We start from the raw sequence: 18,008 nt of genomic DNA, 5'->3' as shown, positions 1-18,008 counted from the left end.
GCGTTTTGCAGATACTGTTACTTTGGTGCTCGCCAGACGAGAAACAGACCGATGACTCCGAAGACGAGGTTGCCAATCCATGCCGCCCACAACGGCGACAACGCACCGCCGTAGCCGAGAATCTTGCCGACTTGCTGAAAACCGAAATAGACGAAGCAAACCAGCAGGGATAAACCGAAGCCGAGCACTAATCCTCCGCGACGCCGGAAGGCGGCAAATGGCACTCCAAAGAGAACAATAATGAACGTCGCGAACGGCTGAGAGAATTTGAACGCCAAGTCCACTGACCATCGCGCCGCGCGAATACCAGCGGCCTGCAGCCGACCGACAAGGCTCTGAATGTCTTTGTAGCTCATTTCCTCGGGCTCGATGTTCAGCCGGATGAGGTCATCAGGCGTGAATTTGAAGTCCGTGCGGACGATGGAGTCACGTTCGACAAGTGAGACATTGCGATCGCTGAACTCCGTCACTTTCGCGTTGGTGAAAATCCACGAACTGTCCACATACCTCAGGCTGTCCGCTTCCACGCGAAATCTTACCTTTCCATCTTCAACCGCCTGCAGCTGTACCCGGTAGCCGGTGGTAATCTTCGGGTCGTAGCTTTCCATTTTCAGGAATTCAGTCGGAGACGTCTGCAGATAGATGCGACCTTGACGAGACGAAACGGAGCCTTTTCCTTTTCGCACTTCGACACGATACATTTCCTTGCGTTCGAAATTCAGTTTGGGGACGACCGTTTCCCCGAGGTACCATACGGTTCCGGCGAGCGGCGCTGTTGCGACGAGCAGCAAGAAGAGAATACGCCATAAACTGACACCGGACGCCTGCATGGCGGTCAGCTCGTTGCGATAGACAAATCCTCCGATAGTGAACAGCGTAGCGAGGAGAACACCGACCGGGATGGTCAGATAGACGATGAAGGGGAGGTAGAGCAGGTAGTAGCGGCCGACGAGGTCGAACCCGACGCCGGCGTCGACAAACTTGTCCAGATGCTCAACGAGGTCAATCGTAACAAAGATGATCGCGGCGGCGAGCATCGCAAAGAAAAAACTCCGCGCGAACGCGGAGAGTATATAGCGATCGAGCAGGGTCACGCGGTAGTGAACTGCCGCAGCAGTTTGTTTAACCGTCTTACGGTAGTTTCACGGCCTAACGCTTCCATCAATTCAAACAGTCCGGGGCTGACAGTTTTTCCGGTCAATGCAAGGCGAACCGGATGAATCAGTTGACCGGCTTTCACTCCGTGTTTGTCGGCAATCTCGCGCAAACATGTTTCAAGCGCTGCAGGAACAAAGGGAATGTCGGAAAGCCGCGACATGTACAGACTTAAGTAATCGAACACAGCAGGGTCAGCAAGATGCTTCTCGACACCCTTGGAATCGTACTCGTCGGGGTCATTGAAAAGATAGGGCTGTTCCTCGAAGATATCGCGAGGCATGCGCACACGCGATTTTACAAGCGGCCATGCGTTGGCAAGCTGCACCCGCGTGATGTTGGTGTCTTTTGCGTGCGCCGCCAAGTAGTCGAGTGCATCGGTCTCGGGCAGCATACGCAGATGTTCGCCGTTCATCCACTCGAGTTTAGCTTCATCAAAGACGGCGCTGCGCGGCTGGATTCCGTCTGTCGTAAAGACTTTGACCAGCTCGTCCCGGGTGAAGATTTCGCGGTCACCTTTTCCGGGCGACCAGCCAAGCAAGGTCAGGAAATTGAACAGCGCCTGAGGAAGAAAACCTTTCTCCTGAAACTCGCCGACTGACGCGGCTCCGGTACGTTTCGAAAGTCTCTTTTTGTCCGGGCCAAGAATCAAGGGGACATGTCCGAACTGCGGGACGTCCCACTCCATGGCGCGATACAGCGCGATTTGTTTCGGTGTATTGGAAATGTGGTCGTCACCACGGAGAATATGCGAGATGCGCATATCATGGTCATCGCATACAACAGACAGATGGTAAGTCGGCGAGCCGTCGGAACGGAGCAGGACAAAGTCCTCAAGTTCGTCTCCCTTGTAGTTTACTCTGCCGTGCACCAAATCCATCCACCCGATATCTTCAGATGGAGCGGCAAAGCGCACAGCGTAGGGTTCACCCCGTTTGAGTCGCTCGGGAGCTTCGGCACGGACTTTTTCCAAATCGGCCTTGAAACGAAAGGACGCTTCGCCTTTCGCCTGCGAATCAGCGCGCATTTTCTCAAGCTTTTCGAGGGTGGTGAAATCGTGATAGGCTCGTCCGCGAGCGATGAGTTCGTGGGCAACTTCGACGAAACGTGGCTTTCTGTCGGATTGATAGACAATCTCCTCGTCGGAATGAAGTCCAAGCCACTCCAGCCCGTCGAGAATTATCTGCGCGAGTTCTCCGCGTGAACGCTGCGGGTCGGTGTCTTCGATACGGACAAGAAACTTGCCACCCACCGAACGGGCAAAGAGCCAGTTAAAGATGGCAGTGCGGGCACCGCCGACATGCAGATATCCAGTGGGACTGGGTGCGAATCTAACTCGAATTTCATTCATCAGAGGCTCCGCCGCGGACAGGCGGCGCGTTTTCATCGGTTTCCTGAACTTGATACTCAATCCCGCCAAACCATTTAGCAGCAAGGTTATACACGACCGCACACAACCCGCTCACGAGCGAATAGAAAAGCGCGCCCATCAGTCCCATGAACAGCGCCATGAACAGCGTGGAGACACCGCCGAGGGACTTCAACTGCGCGGCCTCCGCCCCGCCGAACATCTGCAATCCGGCGTCGCCCATTCCCTTCAGCAGGAATGCACTGTACAAACCAAACAGGATGCCGAAGAGCAGTCCGAGAAAGAACCCGACCCGGACGGCGCTGCGAGGTTCAATGCGGGTAATTTCGCGTCGTGTCATTCTTCAGGTTTGATGTATGTTGCCGGTCGGAACAGGATATTGGGCTGAGTAGAAGACGGTTCGATGATGACGTTTTTGAAGGATTTAGCACCATTGGGCCAATGTGCCTGCAAGTGATGCAATCCACGGTCGAAAACGAAATTCGCCGGTGTCAGCAGACCGGTGGGAACGTCGTCAATGATAACATGCGCACCGGGCGGATCGGAGTTGATTTCCACATACTTCCATTGCCACTTATATGGAGTGCCGTTGGACCTGGGAAGTTCCCTCAGGTCACTTCGTGCAATCGGTTGCAAGAAGAAAGCCAGACGCGTTGTATCTCCGGCTTGTAAGCGGATGCGCTGTTCCTGCGGAATCGGGCGAAACCCGTCCTGGCGCAGCGTGACAATGACCGAATCTGCGGGAAGGTCGGATATGTACGCGTTTGTATTGGCTCCGGTTGGGCGGTAGTTCAAGACGACTTCCCCTCCGTCCGGTGACGACGTGACAATCAACACGGCGGACTCATCGCGCAGCCATGACAAGACGCCCATCGCGGTGGCGGCGAGCATGAGTGCTGACGCGACCCATATTCGGATCAGAGCGCGCCGACGTGCCTGCGGATTGATAGATTCCTGACTGATAATCACGTTTCGGAATAATAACAAAAATCCCCTGTTCCTGCGGATGACGGGGGATTATTTATTGTCGCGAAGCAAGCTTGTCGCACTGCCGGAGTAATTAGAGCTGTCATCATACTCTTTGAAAGTGAGTATCTTTAAAACCGGTCGGATATTTCAAGCCGAACCCGAGCATCCGGTCAAACCCGATATGAGCAGTAACGATGACTCCGAAGGCCAGCAAAAAGCTGTTGCCGTCGAAGTATCCGATTGCGATGATGCCCAGTGCAGCTACATATGTGTGGGCTAGGTTGTAACAAACGGCGCCGACTCGCTTATTGAGCAGATAGCCCAGCATGAACAGGTCAGGCGTCAGAAACAGTAGCGCGAATTGCGTCCACGACCCGGCAAGAGTGGAATAGACCAGAAGACTCAGAACAAATACAGCGAGGCCTTCAAGGTGCAGGAGGGTGCGTGGAAAACTTAACAATTAATCAACTTACTCTTCTGAAATCTCTTTCAGTTTTGCAAGCGCGCTTGGCCACATTTGATCGAACATTTCCGCCCAGGAGTCTTCAACGTCTATGTCGATCGAGACTTCAGTTGCGCCGCTGCGATCTGTGAGTGTATAATTCTCAAAGGCGGGCGTCCACTTCTTGACATCTTCGCTAGTCGTATCCTCTATTCCGTCGTTCACCATGCCAAGATGCTCAATAGACATGAACTCGTTAGGCTTGTTCTCGGCAATGCGGCTAACCATGCCGCCAAGTTTCCCGTCTTCCCCTGGCCCGAGAAAGAGAATCTTGCTGCCTTTCTCCCAATTCCCCTTGTAATGCGAGCCCGTGCAGAATGTTTCTGTCCAGATGCGGTAGGAGTCGTCGTCAAAGAGCTTGCGCCAAACTTTGTCCCGAGGCGCGTTAATTGTAATGGAATAGTGCGCTTTCTTCACGTGTTCCCCCTTAACAATGTGTTAGCTTTACTTTCGCAAGATTTTCTCAAGCGCTTTTCCCTTGGCAAGTTCATCAACGAGCTTGTCAAGATACCGAATCTCTCTCATCAGCAGCTCTTTGATTTCTTCCACCCTGACTCCGCAAACCACGCCAGTTATCAATGCGCGCGAAGGGTTGAGATTGGGCGCCTGCGCGAAGAAATTTTCAAAGTTGGTTTTCTTTTCAATCAGCGCATCCAATTGCTTCTGAGTATATCCCGTGAGCCAGCGGATAATTTTATCAACTTCGTCTTTTGAACGCCCCTTTTTCTCCGCCTTGGCGATATACAGGGGATACACACTCGCGAAGCTCATTGCGTAGATGCGATGGTTGTCCATTTCAGTTACCGCTGAGGTTAGTCAGGTCTCACGGAAATCATCACAAAGTAATTCATACCCTTGCGGAGAGGGGGGGATTCGAACCCCCGGTAGGGTTTTAAGTCCCTACAACGGTTTAGCAAACCGCCGCCTTCAGCCACTCGGCCACCTCTCCTGAAATTAAGCAGTGGCCTCAGGAAACCACATCATACCAGACTTGCAACAGACCGTTGTCATAGGCCTTGTGCTTCGTGTACTTCAGCACGGCGTCGCGCATCAAACCCGGACTGACGGGAATTCCCTGACCGAGCAGACGCGGATGAATTGCGAGCACGATTTCATGCAGCCAGCCGTTGTCAAGAAATGCAGTGGTCAGTTCTCCGCCGCCAATCAGCCAGACGGCTTTTTCGCTCTCCGACGACTTCAGCCACTCGCCGACCTGAGCCAGACTGCCAAACCTCGCCTTACTGCCTTTGTAGGCCTCAGGAGTCCGGCTGACCACCCAGTGTTCTCCAGCGGTCAGCGTATCATCGCCAAGCGCTTGCGCGACCTCGTAGGTCTTGCGACCAAGCACAACGGCATCCACCGTGCTGACGAATTCCGAAAAGCCATAATCACCCTCTTGAAACAGCCAGTCAATGGCACCATCCGGTCGGGCAATGAAGCCATCCAGACTGGAGGCGGCGAACAGGATGACCTTCCGCATAAGCTCCTCAAGAAAATGATTATATTAAACTTGCGGAGGACGGGAGACTCGAACTCCCAAGGGCTTTCGCCCGGCGGTTTTCAAGACCGCTGCCTTACCAATTAGGTCTAGTCCTCCGGGCGGAGGGCATTCCGTCCCCGAAACAGCAAGTATATCCCATTTAGGTGAAAAAAGCAAGCGGCAGTTGTGGGAAATGTTCTTCAAATTTATTAACTTGCGAACAAAATCTTGACCGAAATGACTCTCTTCCGCTACCTGACCCGGGAGTTTATCCCACCCTTTTTCTTCAGCCTGTCGCTGATTGTTTTCCTGTTTGTCCTGAACCTGGTCTTTACGATGTTAGGCCGGATTGTCGGCAAAGGGCTGTCCGTGTTGACGGTATTGGAGTTTTTCGGGCTGAACCTGGCGTGGATGCTGGCTTTGGCCGTACCGATGGCCGTTTTGGTCGCGGTGCTGTCCGCCTACGGCAGGCTGTCCTCCGACAATGAAGTCACGGCGCTGCGGTCATCGGGTGTCGGCCCGTGGCAAATGATAACTCCGGCCATTCTCTTTGGTGTCGTCTCCGCGGTGGGATTGGCCTATTTCAATAACGAAATCCTGCCCGACCTCAACTATCGTTCGCGGCAACTGCAGACCGATATCAAGCGATTGAAGCCCGCCATGATTCTTGAGCCCGGCGTGTTTCTAACCGACATTCCCGGGCACGTGCTGTATGCGCGGCAGGTGGACAACGAAACATCGCAAATTCATGACGTCGTCGTGTACGAAGACGATGATCCGCGTTTCAGCGGCACGGTGCTGGCCGACAACGGAAAACTGAAATATGAGGAGTGGTTCGAGGGGTTCGAGTTCAAATTGAACGACGGCGAGATTCTACGTTCCGACCGCGCGCGCCCGGGTGAACATCACCGGATTGCGTTCAAGGACGCGGTGTTTCGCATTCATGCTCCGGACATGTCCTTGCGCAGAACCAGCACGGAGTGGCGGGGCGATCGCGAAATGAACGTCACGCAGTTGCGGCAACGGATTAAACAGTATCAGGAAAACGACGCGGAAAAGAATGCCAAGAATATCTCACGGCTGCGCGTTGAGATTCACAAGAAATTTTCGATACCGGCGGCCTGCTTGATTTTCGCCGCGCTTGGCGGGTTACTCGGTCAGATGGTGCGGAGATCAGGCATTGGTGTGTCTGCGGGTTACAGCATGGCTTTCTTCCTGATCTACTGGGTCTTTCTGATTGCAGGTGAAGACTTGGCCGATCGGGGCACCGTAAGTCCTGCGTCCGCCATGTGGGCACCGAATGTCCTGTTTGCCTTGGTGACATTCTACTTGTGGTGGCGGCAGCGAAGGTCGGGACAAGGATTGTTTGGATAACGAAAGAGACCGCGCAAGCGGTCTCTTCGCAATTGAATAACTCTGGTCCCGTCCTCTGGGGGGACTAGGCGGGGGAGAATGTTTTGCTTAACAGAACTGCGAAGGTACATGACTATCGTGCCTGACTAAAAAAACGGCGACTCTTTCAAGCCGCCGCGTCAGCGCAAAACCCGCTTTACAAGCGGCTAACCGACGGCAATTACCAAGCGCGAGAGATTGAACTTCGTCGGTTTGACAAACACGACCGTTGCAGACTTGCGATCGGAAGACAGCTCGACCTTGTAATCGGACTCCTCACTGAAATAGCGGGGGAATACAAGAATGCGATCCACTTTGTCCAGTCCAAGCGAAGACGCATTGATGACAATCCGAGAATCGCGCCGCAAATCGAGCGAGCCGGTGTGCTGCACCGCCTCGATATCCCCGGTATTCCACTTGCCCAGTGCGGGCTTGCGAATGGCTCCCGCCTTTTCAAGGTCGCGGAATGTGCCGATGTGATATTTGAGCGAATTCAGCTCCTTGGCCAGGCTGTCATTGGAACTGGCCATCACCGCCACCTGTTGCATCATGGCCGCACGTTCTTCTTCGAGGGAGCGAATCTGCTGCTGCAACTCGGCTTTTCTCGCCTCAAGGTCATCAACTTCCGACTGCTTTTGATTGCGCTCCTGAATCAGCGTCTGCCGTTCCGCGTCAATCTTGCGCTTGGTCGCACGCGCAAGCTCATTCGGCGTAATCTTCGCCTGTCCCTGTGTCACAAAGGTGCCGAAGATGCCTTCGCCGTAATAGTTCCAGACTTCAAACCCCGGCAGCAGTTCAGGTACAAGAGCTTCCTTCTCGATGAGTGCCAGCGCATCATCTTCATTCATGCCGATGTCCTCAGTCAGGAACTTCAAACAGACAGCAAGATGCGTATCGCCCTTTTGAGCAACCACCGGAGGACGCAAGCGCGACTTGACCTCACCCAGCTCGGTACGCAGTTTCTCCATCTCAGAGGAGATGTCAATGACTTCCTGCAGCATGCCCCGATAGGACAGGTCTTTTTCCTGCGCGACACGATTCGCAAGAAGCTGCGCCTGTTCTTCAGTCAGTCCCATGGCCGACATTCCGGTCGTGTCAATCTCGTTACCGGGATGAGACTGGTTGTAACGCGCGACAAGGCTTGAAATCTGCTGCTCGCGTTCGGTGATTTGGGTGTTAATTTTCTCCACCCGGTTGACGAGCTCTTGAAACGACCTGACTTCGGCGGGTTCCATTCTGGAAATGAAATGGAAGGCGAGTGCGCCGAGAATGAGCAAGACTACCAAGACGGTAGCCCACATAGCCACGCCGCCTCGCTGAAATGTACGTGATACTAACATGGAACTGTTCTCCCGAAACAGTTTATCGTAGAATACAAATTTAGAACAGACTTTGCTTCCTTCCCCTCGGAGTCCGGAACGCGCCGTGAATCGTGCAGGACTCAGGCAATTCGGACTTGGAAGCGAAGTACTCGGTGCGGATTTCATCACAGCCCGACGTGGCAAGCTCGCCGGATTCAACGCAGATGTCGGCAGTAGTGATGCCGCGCGGAACTCTGAATTCGGACTCGGGGTAATCCATCACTTGATAAGCCGCGAGCATGAACTCAGCCCAAATCGGCAATGCGGCCTTACCTCCCTCTTGTCCCCGTCCCAGCGACTTTGCCGGGTCATCGAGTCCGACCCAGACACCGGCCAGCAGATGCGGCGTGAAGCCGATGAACCATGCATCGGTATTGTCGTTGGTCGTACCGGTCTTTCCGGCCGTGGGGATACGGAATTCATACTTGGAACGAAGCGATGCGGCGGTGCCGTGGTCGCTGACTGACCGCATGAGACTTTGCACGAGAAAGGCTGTCTCTTCGGACATAACGACTTTACGCTCGTTCCTGAACTGTTCGATTGTTTGACCGAATTGGTCATCGAGTCCCGTTACGGCAATCGGTTTGGACCAAATGCCGAGCGTCTGAAACACTTGATAGGCACCAACAATGTCCAAAGGAATGACTCCGGAAGCCCCCAAGGCAAGAGCATCATACGGGTCAAGCTTTGTCGTTATGCCGCAGCCTCTGGCAAGTTCAACAACATCGCGTGGATTCGTATGTTCGCGAATCAACCGCACGCTGACCACGTTCAGCGACTTCGCCAGCGCCTGCCTCAAGTCCACGATGCCGCCATATTCGTCTGAGAAGTTCTTGGGCGCCCAGAGGTCACCGTTTTCAAGGGTTACGACGATTTCATCATTTGAAACCTTCTCCGATATCGGCATACCCTTGTCAATCGCCGATGCATAAACAAACGGCTTGAAACAAGAGCCGGGCTGCCTAACGGCTTGCGTGGCGCGATTAAACTTGCTGAGCTCGAAGCTACGGCCGCCAATCATAGCAAGAATGTGTCCGGTGGCGGGGTCGAGGGCAACAAATGCCACCTGCACCGGAAGCTCAGCGGTCGCGATGGAATCGGCTAATCTCTTATTGGACGCAAGCCTACGAATCGCGGCTGTATTCGAGTCCGGGTACATCTCCTTGAGCCGGAGCTTCACATTGGTAATTTTGTGAATCTCATTGACTTTATCCTGCAATTCCGGAAGCACCTTTGCGACGGCATCTTCTGCGCACTTTTGCAATTTGGCGTCAAGCGTGGTGTAGACCGTCAGCCCATCCTGCAGCGGATCGAAACCGTGGCGGTCGCCGAGTCGATTCAATTCCTGTCTGACATTCTCCGTGAAGTACGGGGCAATTCCCTCTTGAGTCCGGTCCATGGACGGATGCAGCGGCAACGGAGTGTCCACAAGACTGTCCCGCTCCGCTTTTGTGATGTAGCCCACGTCCTCCATTCTACCAAACACGAGATTGCGCCGGACAAGAGTGTTCTGCGGATTCTGGAGGGGATTGTAACGGGTCGGCGATTTAGGTATAGCCGCAAGCGTGGCCGCCTCGTTGACATTCAGTTCAGGGACAGACTTAGAGAAATAGGTCGCCGCAGCAGCACCAATGCCGTATGCACCTGCCCCAAAGTACGTCTGGGTTAGGTACATCTCGAGAATTTCGTCTTTCGAGTAGTAGCGCTCAATTTCGACTGCCGTGAGCAGTTCGCGGAGCTTTCGTGTAATCTTCCGCTGCGGGCCGAAATAGAGATTCTTGGCAAGCTGCTGAGTGATTGTAGACGCGCCGCGCGGGTGCAGGTCGAGTGTTACGATGGCTTTCAGAATCGCAACACCGAGGGCTGCAGGTCTCATTCCCCAGTGGTCATAGAACTTGTGGTCTTCGGTCGCAAGAAAGGCCTGTATTACTTCAGGGGGCATATCCCGCAACGGAACATAGGAGCGCCGTTGCGTAAAGAGTTCTTTGATGAGCACACCATTCCGGTCGAGAATCTTGGTCGCGAGCGCGGGGTTGATGTTCTCGAGCTCTTCAACGGACGGCAAATCGGTTTTGAGATACGCGATAAAGGACCAAGTACCAATGATCATAACGGCAAGAACCGCGAGAACAACCACGACAGCCGGAACGGACTTCCTGACCAATGTCGCCATCAGCTAAGCGCTCCCGTCGTCTCGTCCCATATCAAGAGCTGCAGCTGCTTTCCGTCATGAACGGCGTACGTATAGTGATAAATCCAATCGCCTAAATTGACATATCGTCCGCCGGGCAGGTCCAGGCTCATCGGACGGTGCGCGTGTCCCAGGACAACATCATCGATGTCTCCTGCCAAGACAGAGGCCGCAAAATTAATGTAGTCGGCATCTTCGGACGGATTGCCTTTTGTGGCATTCCGACTCTGCTTGGACGTTCCCCTTGCCAGCCACATGCCGAGGTCCGGATGCAACCAGAGAAACAATCGCTGTGCCACAGGACTTCGGAGGACTTTTTTCAGCAGACGGTAGCCGTGGTCACCGGCGAGCAGTCCGTCACCATGAAAGACAAGGGTTCTGCGGTTTGCAATTTGCACGGTGAGGGAGTCCTGATGAGTGACCAGTCCAATTTCGCATTCGAGAAAACCCTTGAGCCGAAAATCGTGGTTCCCGGCCAATAAATGAATGGCGGTTCCACTCTCCGTGGCTTCCTGAAGCGCGCGAAGAATTTTGAAGAAGCGCTTGGGTATAACAGTTTTCCATTCGTACCAGAAGTCAAACAGGTCGCCATTGATAATCAATGTACCGTTTCTCTCTCTGACCAGATTTACTAATTTGAGCAGCCGAGACAGCTGCGTCGACGCCACGGGCTCTGGTTCAGCCCCGAGGTGGGCATCCGAAACGAAGTAAACCGGCGGATTCAGAGTCAGGTGCTCGGTTGGCGGAATGTGCATAAGAACTACAATATACGAACTCTTATAGGGGAGGGCAACGGCGGATCGGAAATTTTTTTCTTGCAAGCCCTTGTTTAGGGAAAGTTTCGGATTGTCAACATGTGAGCGAGAGAATCGCTTGACATTCGCGTCCCATAGCCGTTAATTTGGGTAATACGCAGGGCCTAACGAATATGTATATACCGAGTTTTGCTGTATTTTGGTCAACCTACCGCCGGACGGTTATCGGTCTTGCAGTCGTCCTGCTGATCGTGCTCATTGGCTTGCTGGCCGGGTTTGACGCGACGATCGTTGCGGCCGTGGCAGCACTTGTGGGGATTCTGACTCAGGCCTTTGCCGGTTTTCTGGGGCTTCTTGCCCTAATTCCGTGGCTTGGCCCCCTGTTAGTGAAGGCGCTTTCGATCCCACTGATTTGGCTGTTGAACGGAGCAGGCTACTTCCTCTCTGTTGTACTTGTCGGGAGGGGACACAGTTCGTCTGTTGTTCAATCCAGAGTATTGACAGTTGTACTGATTATCGGAATCGTGATTGGTTTTATTATAGGGAAATTAATTAGTTAGAGTGCTCTTGTTGGCCAGAAGAATCGGCCCCTGCTTTGCTCTTTTGCGGTGGAATGCCTCTTATTCCTGACCCGATGAAACCGCTTATTGATAAATATTTGTATTTTAATGTTTTCTGAGTTCGACTTGCAAATGCTGTGAGTGTAACCGGGCTGATTCTGCTTGACTCTGAATAAAGGGATGGGTATAATTTATTGAATCTGAATCCAAAGGAACAAGAAATTTGAAGCGCTGGTTTGCCCTATTTGTTTTTGCAGCTGTCGCGGTAAGTTCCGCATTTGCCGGCGTTGAACTGTTGAGCCTGTCCGCAGACCCACTGGGTGACCATGCGCGCCTCCAGTGGCGTACGGGGCAGGAAATCGAGTTTGACAAGTTCATCATTGAGCGTTCAAGCGACGGAGTCTATTTTCTTCCCGTCGGTCAAATTGACGCGCGGGGGTCGTTCTCTGAGTATGCATTCACGGACGAGAGTCCGCTGGATGTCGAACGGGAGCGAACATTCTTTTACCGGCTGAAGCTTATCAATAACGACGGCACGTTCACGATGAGCCTTCCCGTGGAAGTCTCGCTAAGTTTTTCGGCTGTGCAGCAGACGTGGGGCTCTATTAAAGCCATGTTCCGTTAGAACCTGACTATTCGTTCTGAGAAAGCCCTGCTTCCACGAAGCAGGGCTTTTTGTTTTCAAGAAGTTGAACGCGGCCTATTCGTCGGGCAGAATCCAGACTCGCAGAGGCCAGGCTACTACCAGTGCAACGAAGATGCCGAGCAGGTAGCCGGCGGCCACATCGGACGGATAGTGATAGCCCAAGTACACGCGGCTGTAACCCACTGCCAGAGCACCGGCAATAAGGATCGGGCTTACCTGCGGGTAGAAATAGCTCCAGTAGATCGCTTGACCCGCCATGTTCGCCGCATGGTTAGACGGGAAGCTGTAGGAAGACTTGTACGTGGTCATGCCGAACTTATCGGTATAAATCCAGTTGTCCTTGTCTTCCTCATAGAAGTGCGTTTGCGGAATCACATTACAAGGCCGGATACGGGCGACGGCCGGCTTTATAATTGTCGCGGCAAGCTGATCGGTTGCAGCAACAACGAGGAAGCAGCATAGCGCCACTATCCTCCCTTTCCGGTTTGTTCTAATCACAAAGATCAGCCAGAGAATACCGAGTGGAATCATCCACAGTTTGAGGTCAGAAATCAAGGGCATAATCGCATCAAAGAACGAGCTGGTAAACATCTGGTTTATCATCCCGAACACACCGCGATCCCATTGTTCAAACCACGTCAGTTCTGCAGTCACAAGACCTCCCGTCCAACGACTCAACTATTCATCCAAGATCAACGCCGTTCTTGAGCAAGTTCAGCTTCCAGGTCAACGGGCAGCAGGATACGAAAGACACTGCCCTGCCCGGGAGAAGATTCAACTTCAATGTCCCCGCCATGTGCGCGGACAATATTCAAACATATAGACAATCCCAAGCCCGTTCCGCGTGAAGAATCCTTTGTCGTGTAGAACGGTTCGAAGATATGCCGGACAACTTCAGGAGCCATTCCGGTTCCATAATCTACGACTTCAATTCCAATCCAGTTTTGATTTTCGGTTTCCGCCTGTCGAATGGTGATGGATCGGTTCGCAGGATCGACAGATTTCGCAGCAACTGCATCAAGAATCGCATCGCGCCCATTCACCATGAGATTAATCAGCACTTGTTCAATCTGGTTTCTGTCACCTCTGAAAGACGCCGCAGGGTTACTCATCTCGACAATGAGGTCAACATCATCCTGCCGGATTTGTTCGCCGACAAGCGTGATTGCACCGTCCACGACTTCTTTGAGGGTCAACCGTTTGAACATCGTGGAGTCGACGTGCGTGAAGCCGCGGAGATGATTTATTGTATCCGACATTCTCTCGACGGTCATGCGAATCTTCTCAAGGTTGCTCTCAAGGAGTTCGTCATTCAGCTTGCCGTTCTTTCGAAGCAGCTTGATGAGATCAGACGTGATTGCAATGACATTCAGGGGCTGCTTCATCTCGTGCGCGATAGATCCTACCATTTCGCCGAGTGAGGCGAGGCGCGCGGTGTGAATGAGTTGAGCGTTTTTGGTCTTCAATTCGCGTGATCTCTGTCTAACGATATCCTCGAGGTAGGCATTGTAGTGCTGAAGCGTGCTCTCGAGCTGTTTTTGTTCGGTGACATCCATTCCCACAATGAGCCGGCCAAACCGGCCGGGTGCCTCGCGGAACCTACGGGCACTCCATGCGAGGAGCCGCGAGGTGCCTTCTGGACCTGAAAACGGCGCGATGCGAGCGGTAATCTCGTGCTCCCAATAAGGGTCAAAGATTTCAGCAAGCGGTGAACGTCTATCTCGATAGAGTTCGGCAAGCTCCAAGCTTGCTTCTTCAAATGTAAGTCCGGTCAGGTCTACGGCAAACTTGTTCCAGCGTTCGAGTCTTCCATCCGGGTTGACATAGGCAATCAGGACATCGGCGGTGTCGAGCAGACGGTCGTTAAACTCGATTTCCTCACTCAGAAACCGAGTACGCTCTGAGACTCGTGCCTCAATATCCTGGGTGACGGAAAGAAGGTCACGCTGAACCTGTCTAAGACCTGAAATGTCCGTGAGTACCAGAACGACCTGATTGACACCTTCGTCGAGCAGTAACCTTTGGACTTGCACAGAAACATCTTGCCGCGGTATGACGATAGGTCCAGCGAAATCTTTTTCAAACAACTCGCGAAGTTCGACCCACCCCAAAGCATCCCAGACATATTCTCCGGCATTCAACTGTCCTGCGTCCATGACTAACGCTGCGATATCGGGAGCAGACGAGACAACCTTACCCTCAGTTGTGCAGAGAATCGCACGGCTCTTCAGCCTGCCCAATGCCTCCTTGCCGATAGCGGCCAACTTGTCCAGCCGGGACCTGTAGAAACACCTTTCAACGACCCGCAAGAGAGTGGCAGCATCGACTGGTTTGGGCAGGAACTCGGCGGCTCCATGCTTGAGGGCGCGGAGCGCCAAATTTCGCTGGGCATATGCGGTAACAAGAATCACATGAACAGAGGGATCTGCAACCCTCACCTTGGCCAGCAATTCGATTCCGTTCATGCCCGGCAGTCGCACGTCAGTAAGCAGAACCCGTATGCCGCGGTTGGAATTCAGGATTTTGAGTGCCGCAGGCCCGTCGGCGGTCTGATGCACGGCAAAGCCGTGCTCGGAGAGCACGGCAGCCAGCGTTTCGCGAGCCGAAGCGTCGTCGTCAACAATCAGGACTTCGCGGTCAGATGTCATACTATCGAAGATAGTTTAGCTGACCATGAAAGTCAAGTGGATGGCTTTACAAGTACTTCTTGACCAGCCCGTCGATAGACTCGAGAGAGAACGGTTTTTCGAGGAAACCGTCGGCTCTGGCAGTCTTGTCGGCAAAGAAACGGCGGAAGTGCGCAAAGCCAGTAATGAAGATGACGGGCAAGTCGGGATTCACGCGCTTGACGGCACGCAGAAGCTGAAATCCGTTCATCAGGGGCATGTGGATGTCGGTGATGATCATGTCCGGGGAATCCGCGATGACCATTTCAAGCGCCTTCTGTCCGTTTGGCGCACCGAGACCTTCATAGCCTGAGAACTTCAGGAAATTGATCAGCAGATCACGAATGACTTCGTCATCATCAACAACAAGAACTTTTTTCTTCAGGGTTTCCATCTGTGCCTCGTGGCGATGATATGATTAATTTGATGTTTCGTTAGAGAGTTGCGATTTCGACAGATCAAGCATGGTCACACCTTCAATGGAATAGTTCTTGACAATCGGGTCGGAGATCAGCTTCAGCTTGTTCATAATTCCCTTGATCTTGTGGACTTGCTGTTGAATGACTTCAAGCGCCGCCTTGTCCTGCGGGTCTGCCGAATCAAGTTTCAGTTCCAGAAACTGCGCATATCCGAGAATGATGCCCAGTGGTGTGTTAATGTGGTCGTTGGCGGTTACGGCAGTCTGGGTGATCGCCCGCAGTCGCGCCGATTTGATTTTCTCGTTTTCGAGCGCCTTGATCGGCGTAACATCGCGTTCGATAACCGAGAAACCCAACGTTTTGCCATTTCCGTCGGTGAGCAACGTGTAGGTTGCTGAGACGGGAAAAACTTCGCCGCCTTTACGCTGCCTTTGCACTTCGGGATCGGTCATTGAACCACGTTGCTGCAGCAGCCGAACCACGTTAGGCGATTTCCGTGAGAAACCGGGCGGATTCAGATAATCGTCCACGTTTTTGCCGACAATCTCGTCGGACGTGTAGCCATAAACCCGTTCGGCACCTTTATTCCAGAGTCTGACGATGCCCGATTCGTCGCACGTAAAGATCGCCTCGTGCGAATTCGTAATGACAAGTTCAAGATACTCCGAGACCTTTCTCAGTTTCAGGAGCTGCTCGTTGAACTCGCGGTACGTGCTGCGAAAGTTGTACTTGACACGCGCATTACGACAAGCTTCAACGAATTTGGCTGCATCGCACGGCAGAGACAGGTAGTCATCCACACCATGCTCCATGAGTTCAATCAGGCCGTCAGGTTCGGGTCTGCGCAGGAGCGCGACAACAACAGGGCGGTCGAATTCTTCACCGCTGAAGATGCTGCTCCAGTCGAGTGTGCCGCGGACGGGCACATCCACGAAAACTACTTGTGGTCTGACCTTATCCCAGGAGGCTGCCATATCGCTGAGAGAACGGAACCGGGTTGAATGCCAGTGATCCATTTCAATCGCCGTGGAAATTGCGTGAGCGAGAGCATTGTCATCGCAAACGATATGCACTTCGCCCTTCTGGCCAAGCAACTGACTATCACCGGGCCCGGGCAACAGGCGTCGCAGAGCCAACTCGACGGTTCTCGGGAGCAGGTGGGTGTCCCCGGGAAGCTTGAGAAAAGCAAACGCATGCGCCTTGCGAGCCACGTGTTCGGCTAAGACATCCCGATACGCGCACGAAATCAGGATGACCGGTATTTGGTCGGAACCTGAAACCAGCGGCAGCCTCAGCAGTTTGCAGAGGCGAAAACCGTCGAGATCCGTAAGAGAGACTTCTGCCAGAACGGCCGCCGGAATTCGCTGCTTGATGAAGCGAATGGCCTCATGCGCAGTCGCCGCGAAATGAATCTCAATGCCTTCGATATCCTCGAGCGACGCTCTGACTTGTGAACGAATATCTTCTTCCGGAATGACAATGAGCAACGGCGCAAGCCCGCCGGATCGTCCGTTAAACGGTACTCGGAGTCTCGTTCTGTCCACTATGAGTTTCTCCTATCGTCAGAAGAAGACTTTGCACGCCACGCGACTGTAATCGCATTGGGCTCACGGTCAAACCTCACTTCGTCCGCCAATGCAGAGGCGAGCTGCAGTCCGGACAGCTTGCCCTTGGGCGGTGCACTGGTCAACTGCCGGATTTTGGATTTGCCGTCAAAGCCCGTTCCCAAGTCCCAGACACGAAGCTCCAATTTTTCGTCGACAACGCGCAATGACGCCCCGAATTTGGTTTCAGGATTGTGTTTCGTACCATGCTCGAAAGCGTTGTCGAGTAATTCGGCCGCAAGAAGCGGAAGTTTCCGATATGCGACGTCGTTGTCATTCGCCGCCCCAGCCGCGACGGCAATAAGTCTTGCTATGTCGGCGGCCTCTGGCTTATGGTCTCCGTGAAACTCGAGTTCGAGATCACGTTTTGCCACAGAATCGCCCCGCTCTTCACGGAGTGAAGCTGAGAGTCTTAGACTGAGGTCAATTAGCTCGGCCAAATCAGACAGTGAGTATGGTTTGCACAAGACGTTCCACGCACCAGAGTTCAAAGACCTTTTGAGCAGCGCCGGATCCCCCATTCCCGTCATGATGCAGATAATGGCATCGGGAGCGATTTGATGCAGCGGCGCGATGAGTTCGATTCCTGAGCGGCCGGGCATCATCATGTCCACAAGCACCAGATCCGGCTTTGCAATTCGACACGCATCTTCTGCGCGATCAGTAGATGTCTCCGAGAAAACCGTGCATCCAACGACTTCAAGTGCGGCGACGAGCACACTGGAAATGTCAGGGTCATCGTCGATAATCAAGACACGGGGCTGCTGTGAATCGTTCATTGTTCCGTCGTAAAAATCCAACCTGTGAAAATCTGCTTCCGGCAAGACATTTCAGGGCAACATTCATACCATGAAAAATGCCTCTGCTTAATCAGTCAGAGGCACTTCAAGATCGTGGTCTATTCAGTGTACCACGGTAAACAATTGTTTAAAAGAGACT

Annotated in this window: 19 protein-coding genes and 2 tRNA genes; 3 read left to right on the top strand and 18 right to left on the bottom strand. The window is 53.2% G+C overall.

Features of this window, described 5'->3' with window-relative positions; all coding sequences use genetic code 11:
- Positions 1-17: 17 nt before the first annotated feature.
- The 10 genes from HUU59_00530 to HUU59_00485 all read right to left on the bottom strand — a co-directional run bounded on the left by HUU59_00530 (position 18) and on the right by HUU59_00485 (position 5,592).
- Positions 18-1,094, bottom strand: coding sequence for a YjgP/YjgQ family permease (locus HUU59_00530; protein ID NUO17922.1), 1,077 nt, complete (start codon positions 1,092-1,094; stop codon positions 18-20).
- Positions 1,091-2,506 carry a glutamate--tRNA ligase gene (locus HUU59_00525; protein ID NUO17921.1) on the bottom strand — a complete coding sequence of 472 codons (1,416 nt, stop codon included), beginning with the start codon at positions 2,504-2,506 and terminating at the stop codon, positions 1,091-1,093. Before HUU59_00525 ends, HUU59_00530 begins: the two co-directional genes overlap by 4 nt.
- Positions 2,499-2,864, bottom strand: a complete 366-nt coding sequence (locus tag HUU59_00520) for a DUF3566 domain-containing protein (GenBank protein ID NUO17920.1) — start codon at positions 2,862-2,864, stop codon at positions 2,499-2,501. Before HUU59_00520 ends, HUU59_00525 begins: the two co-directional genes overlap by 8 nt.
- Positions 2,861-3,511 carry a PEGA domain-containing protein gene (locus HUU59_00515; GenBank protein ID NUO17919.1) on the bottom strand — a complete coding sequence of 217 codons (651 nt, stop codon included), beginning with the start codon at positions 3,509-3,511 and terminating at the stop codon, positions 2,861-2,863. The genes HUU59_00520 and HUU59_00515 overlap by 4 nt, the downstream gene beginning before the upstream one ends.
- Positions 3,512-3,596: 85 nt before the next feature.
- The gene (locus HUU59_00510; GenBank protein NUO17918.1) at positions 3,597-3,953 is read right to left on the bottom strand and encodes a DUF4260 domain-containing protein; all 357 of its coding nucleotides are present in this window, start codon (positions 3,951-3,953) and stop codon (positions 3,597-3,599) included.
- Positions 3,954-3,962: 9 nt separating this feature from the next.
- On the bottom strand, positions 3,963-4,412 hold the full coding sequence (locus tag HUU59_00505; protein ID NUO17917.1) for an SRPBCC domain-containing protein: 450 nt from the start codon (positions 4,410-4,412) through the stop codon (positions 3,963-3,965).
- A 27-nt stretch (positions 4,413-4,439) separates the two neighbouring features.
- Positions 4,440-4,790 carry a DUF2200 domain-containing protein gene (locus HUU59_00500; protein NUO17916.1) on the bottom strand — a complete coding sequence of 117 codons (351 nt, stop codon included), beginning with the start codon at positions 4,788-4,790 and terminating at the stop codon, positions 4,440-4,442.
- Positions 4,791-4,853: 63 nt separating this feature from the next.
- A tRNA-Ser gene (locus HUU59_00495) sits at positions 4,854-4,944 on the bottom strand.
- Between the two features lie 18 nt (positions 4,945-4,962).
- On the bottom strand, positions 4,963-5,475 hold the full coding sequence (locus HUU59_00490) for a dihydrofolate reductase (protein ID NUO17915.1): 513 nt from the start codon (positions 5,473-5,475) through the stop codon (positions 4,963-4,965).
- A gap of 33 nt (positions 5,476-5,508) precedes the next feature.
- Positions 5,509-5,592 (bottom strand) — tRNA-Ser (locus tag HUU59_00485).
- A 111-nt stretch (positions 5,593-5,703) separates the two neighbouring features.
- On the opposite strand from HUU59_00485, the gene HUU59_00480 reads away from it, so the two are divergent.
- Positions 5,704-6,849 carry a YjgP/YjgQ family permease gene (locus tag HUU59_00480; protein NUO17914.1) on the top strand — a complete coding sequence of 382 codons (1,146 nt, stop codon included), beginning with the start codon at positions 5,704-5,706 and terminating at the stop codon, positions 6,847-6,849.
- Between the two features lie 185 nt (positions 6,850-7,034).
- On the opposite strand, the gene HUU59_00475 is transcribed toward HUU59_00480, so the two are convergent.
- The 3 genes from HUU59_00475 to HUU59_00465 are packed head-to-tail and all read right to left on the bottom strand — an operon-like array spanning position 7,035 to position 11,174.
- Positions 7,035-8,207, bottom strand: coding sequence for a hypothetical protein (locus tag HUU59_00475; protein NUO17913.1), 1,173 nt, complete (start codon positions 8,205-8,207; stop codon positions 7,035-7,037).
- 40 nt (positions 8,208-8,247) lie between these two features.
- Positions 8,248-10,401: a PBP1A family penicillin-binding protein gene (locus tag HUU59_00470; protein NUO17912.1), complete on the bottom strand. Its 2,154-nt coding sequence runs from the start codon at positions 10,399-10,401 to the stop codon at positions 8,248-8,250.
- Complete coding sequence (locus HUU59_00465) at positions 10,401-11,174, bottom strand: UDP-2,3-diacylglucosamine diphosphatase (GenBank protein NUO17911.1); 774 nt, start codon at positions 11,172-11,174, stop codon at positions 10,401-10,403. The genes HUU59_00470 and HUU59_00465 overlap by 1 nt, the downstream gene beginning before the upstream one ends.
- A gap of 173 nt (positions 11,175-11,347) precedes the next feature.
- Between HUU59_00465 and HUU59_00460 the strand changes: the two genes are divergently transcribed.
- Both HUU59_00460 and HUU59_00455 read left to right on the top strand, forming a co-directional pair.
- Positions 11,348-11,734 carry a hypothetical protein gene (locus HUU59_00460; GenBank protein ID NUO17910.1) on the top strand — a complete coding sequence of 129 codons (387 nt, stop codon included), beginning with the start codon at positions 11,348-11,350 and terminating at the stop codon, positions 11,732-11,734.
- Between the two features lie 223 nt (positions 11,735-11,957).
- The gene (locus tag HUU59_00455; protein NUO17909.1) at positions 11,958-12,359 is read left to right on the top strand and encodes a hypothetical protein; all 402 of its coding nucleotides are present in this window, start codon (positions 11,958-11,960) and stop codon (positions 12,357-12,359) included.
- 75 nt (positions 12,360-12,434) lie between these two features.
- Here the strand turns inward: HUU59_00455 and HUU59_00450 are convergent, their stop codons facing one another.
- Genes HUU59_00450 through HUU59_00430 form a run of 5 tightly spaced genes read right to left on the bottom strand, consistent with a single transcriptional unit; the run spans position 12,435 to position 17,848 of the window.
- The gene (locus HUU59_00450; protein ID NUO17908.1) at positions 12,435-13,034 is read right to left on the bottom strand and encodes a phosphatase PAP2 family protein; all 600 of its coding nucleotides are present in this window, start codon (positions 13,032-13,034) and stop codon (positions 12,435-12,437) included.
- Between the two features lie 38 nt (positions 13,035-13,072).
- Positions 13,073-15,028, bottom strand: a complete 1,956-nt coding sequence (locus HUU59_00445; GenBank protein ID NUO17907.1) for a response regulator — start codon at positions 15,026-15,028, stop codon at positions 13,073-13,075.
- Positions 15,029-15,074: 46 nt separating this feature from the next.
- Entirely contained in the window at positions 15,075-15,440 is a 366-nt protein-coding gene (locus tag HUU59_00440) for a response regulator (protein ID NUO17906.1), read from the bottom strand.
- A 24-nt stretch (positions 15,441-15,464) separates the two neighbouring features.
- Entirely contained in the window at positions 15,465-17,009 is a 1,545-nt protein-coding gene (locus HUU59_00435) for a PAS domain S-box protein (GenBank protein ID NUO17905.1), read from the bottom strand.
- Positions 17,009-17,848 carry a response regulator gene (locus HUU59_00430; protein NUO17904.1) on the bottom strand — a complete coding sequence of 280 codons (840 nt, stop codon included), beginning with the start codon at positions 17,846-17,848 and terminating at the stop codon, positions 17,009-17,011. Before HUU59_00430 ends, HUU59_00435 begins: the two co-directional genes overlap by 1 nt.
- Positions 17,849-18,008 lie beyond the last annotated feature (160 nt).

It is taken from the genome of bacterium, from assembly GCA_013360195.1.
In the GTDB taxonomy this organism is placed as follows: Bacteria; Electryoneota; RPQS01; order RPQS01; family RPQS01; genus JABWCQ01.
This window is presented reverse-complemented; position numbering and strand designations above follow the sequence as displayed.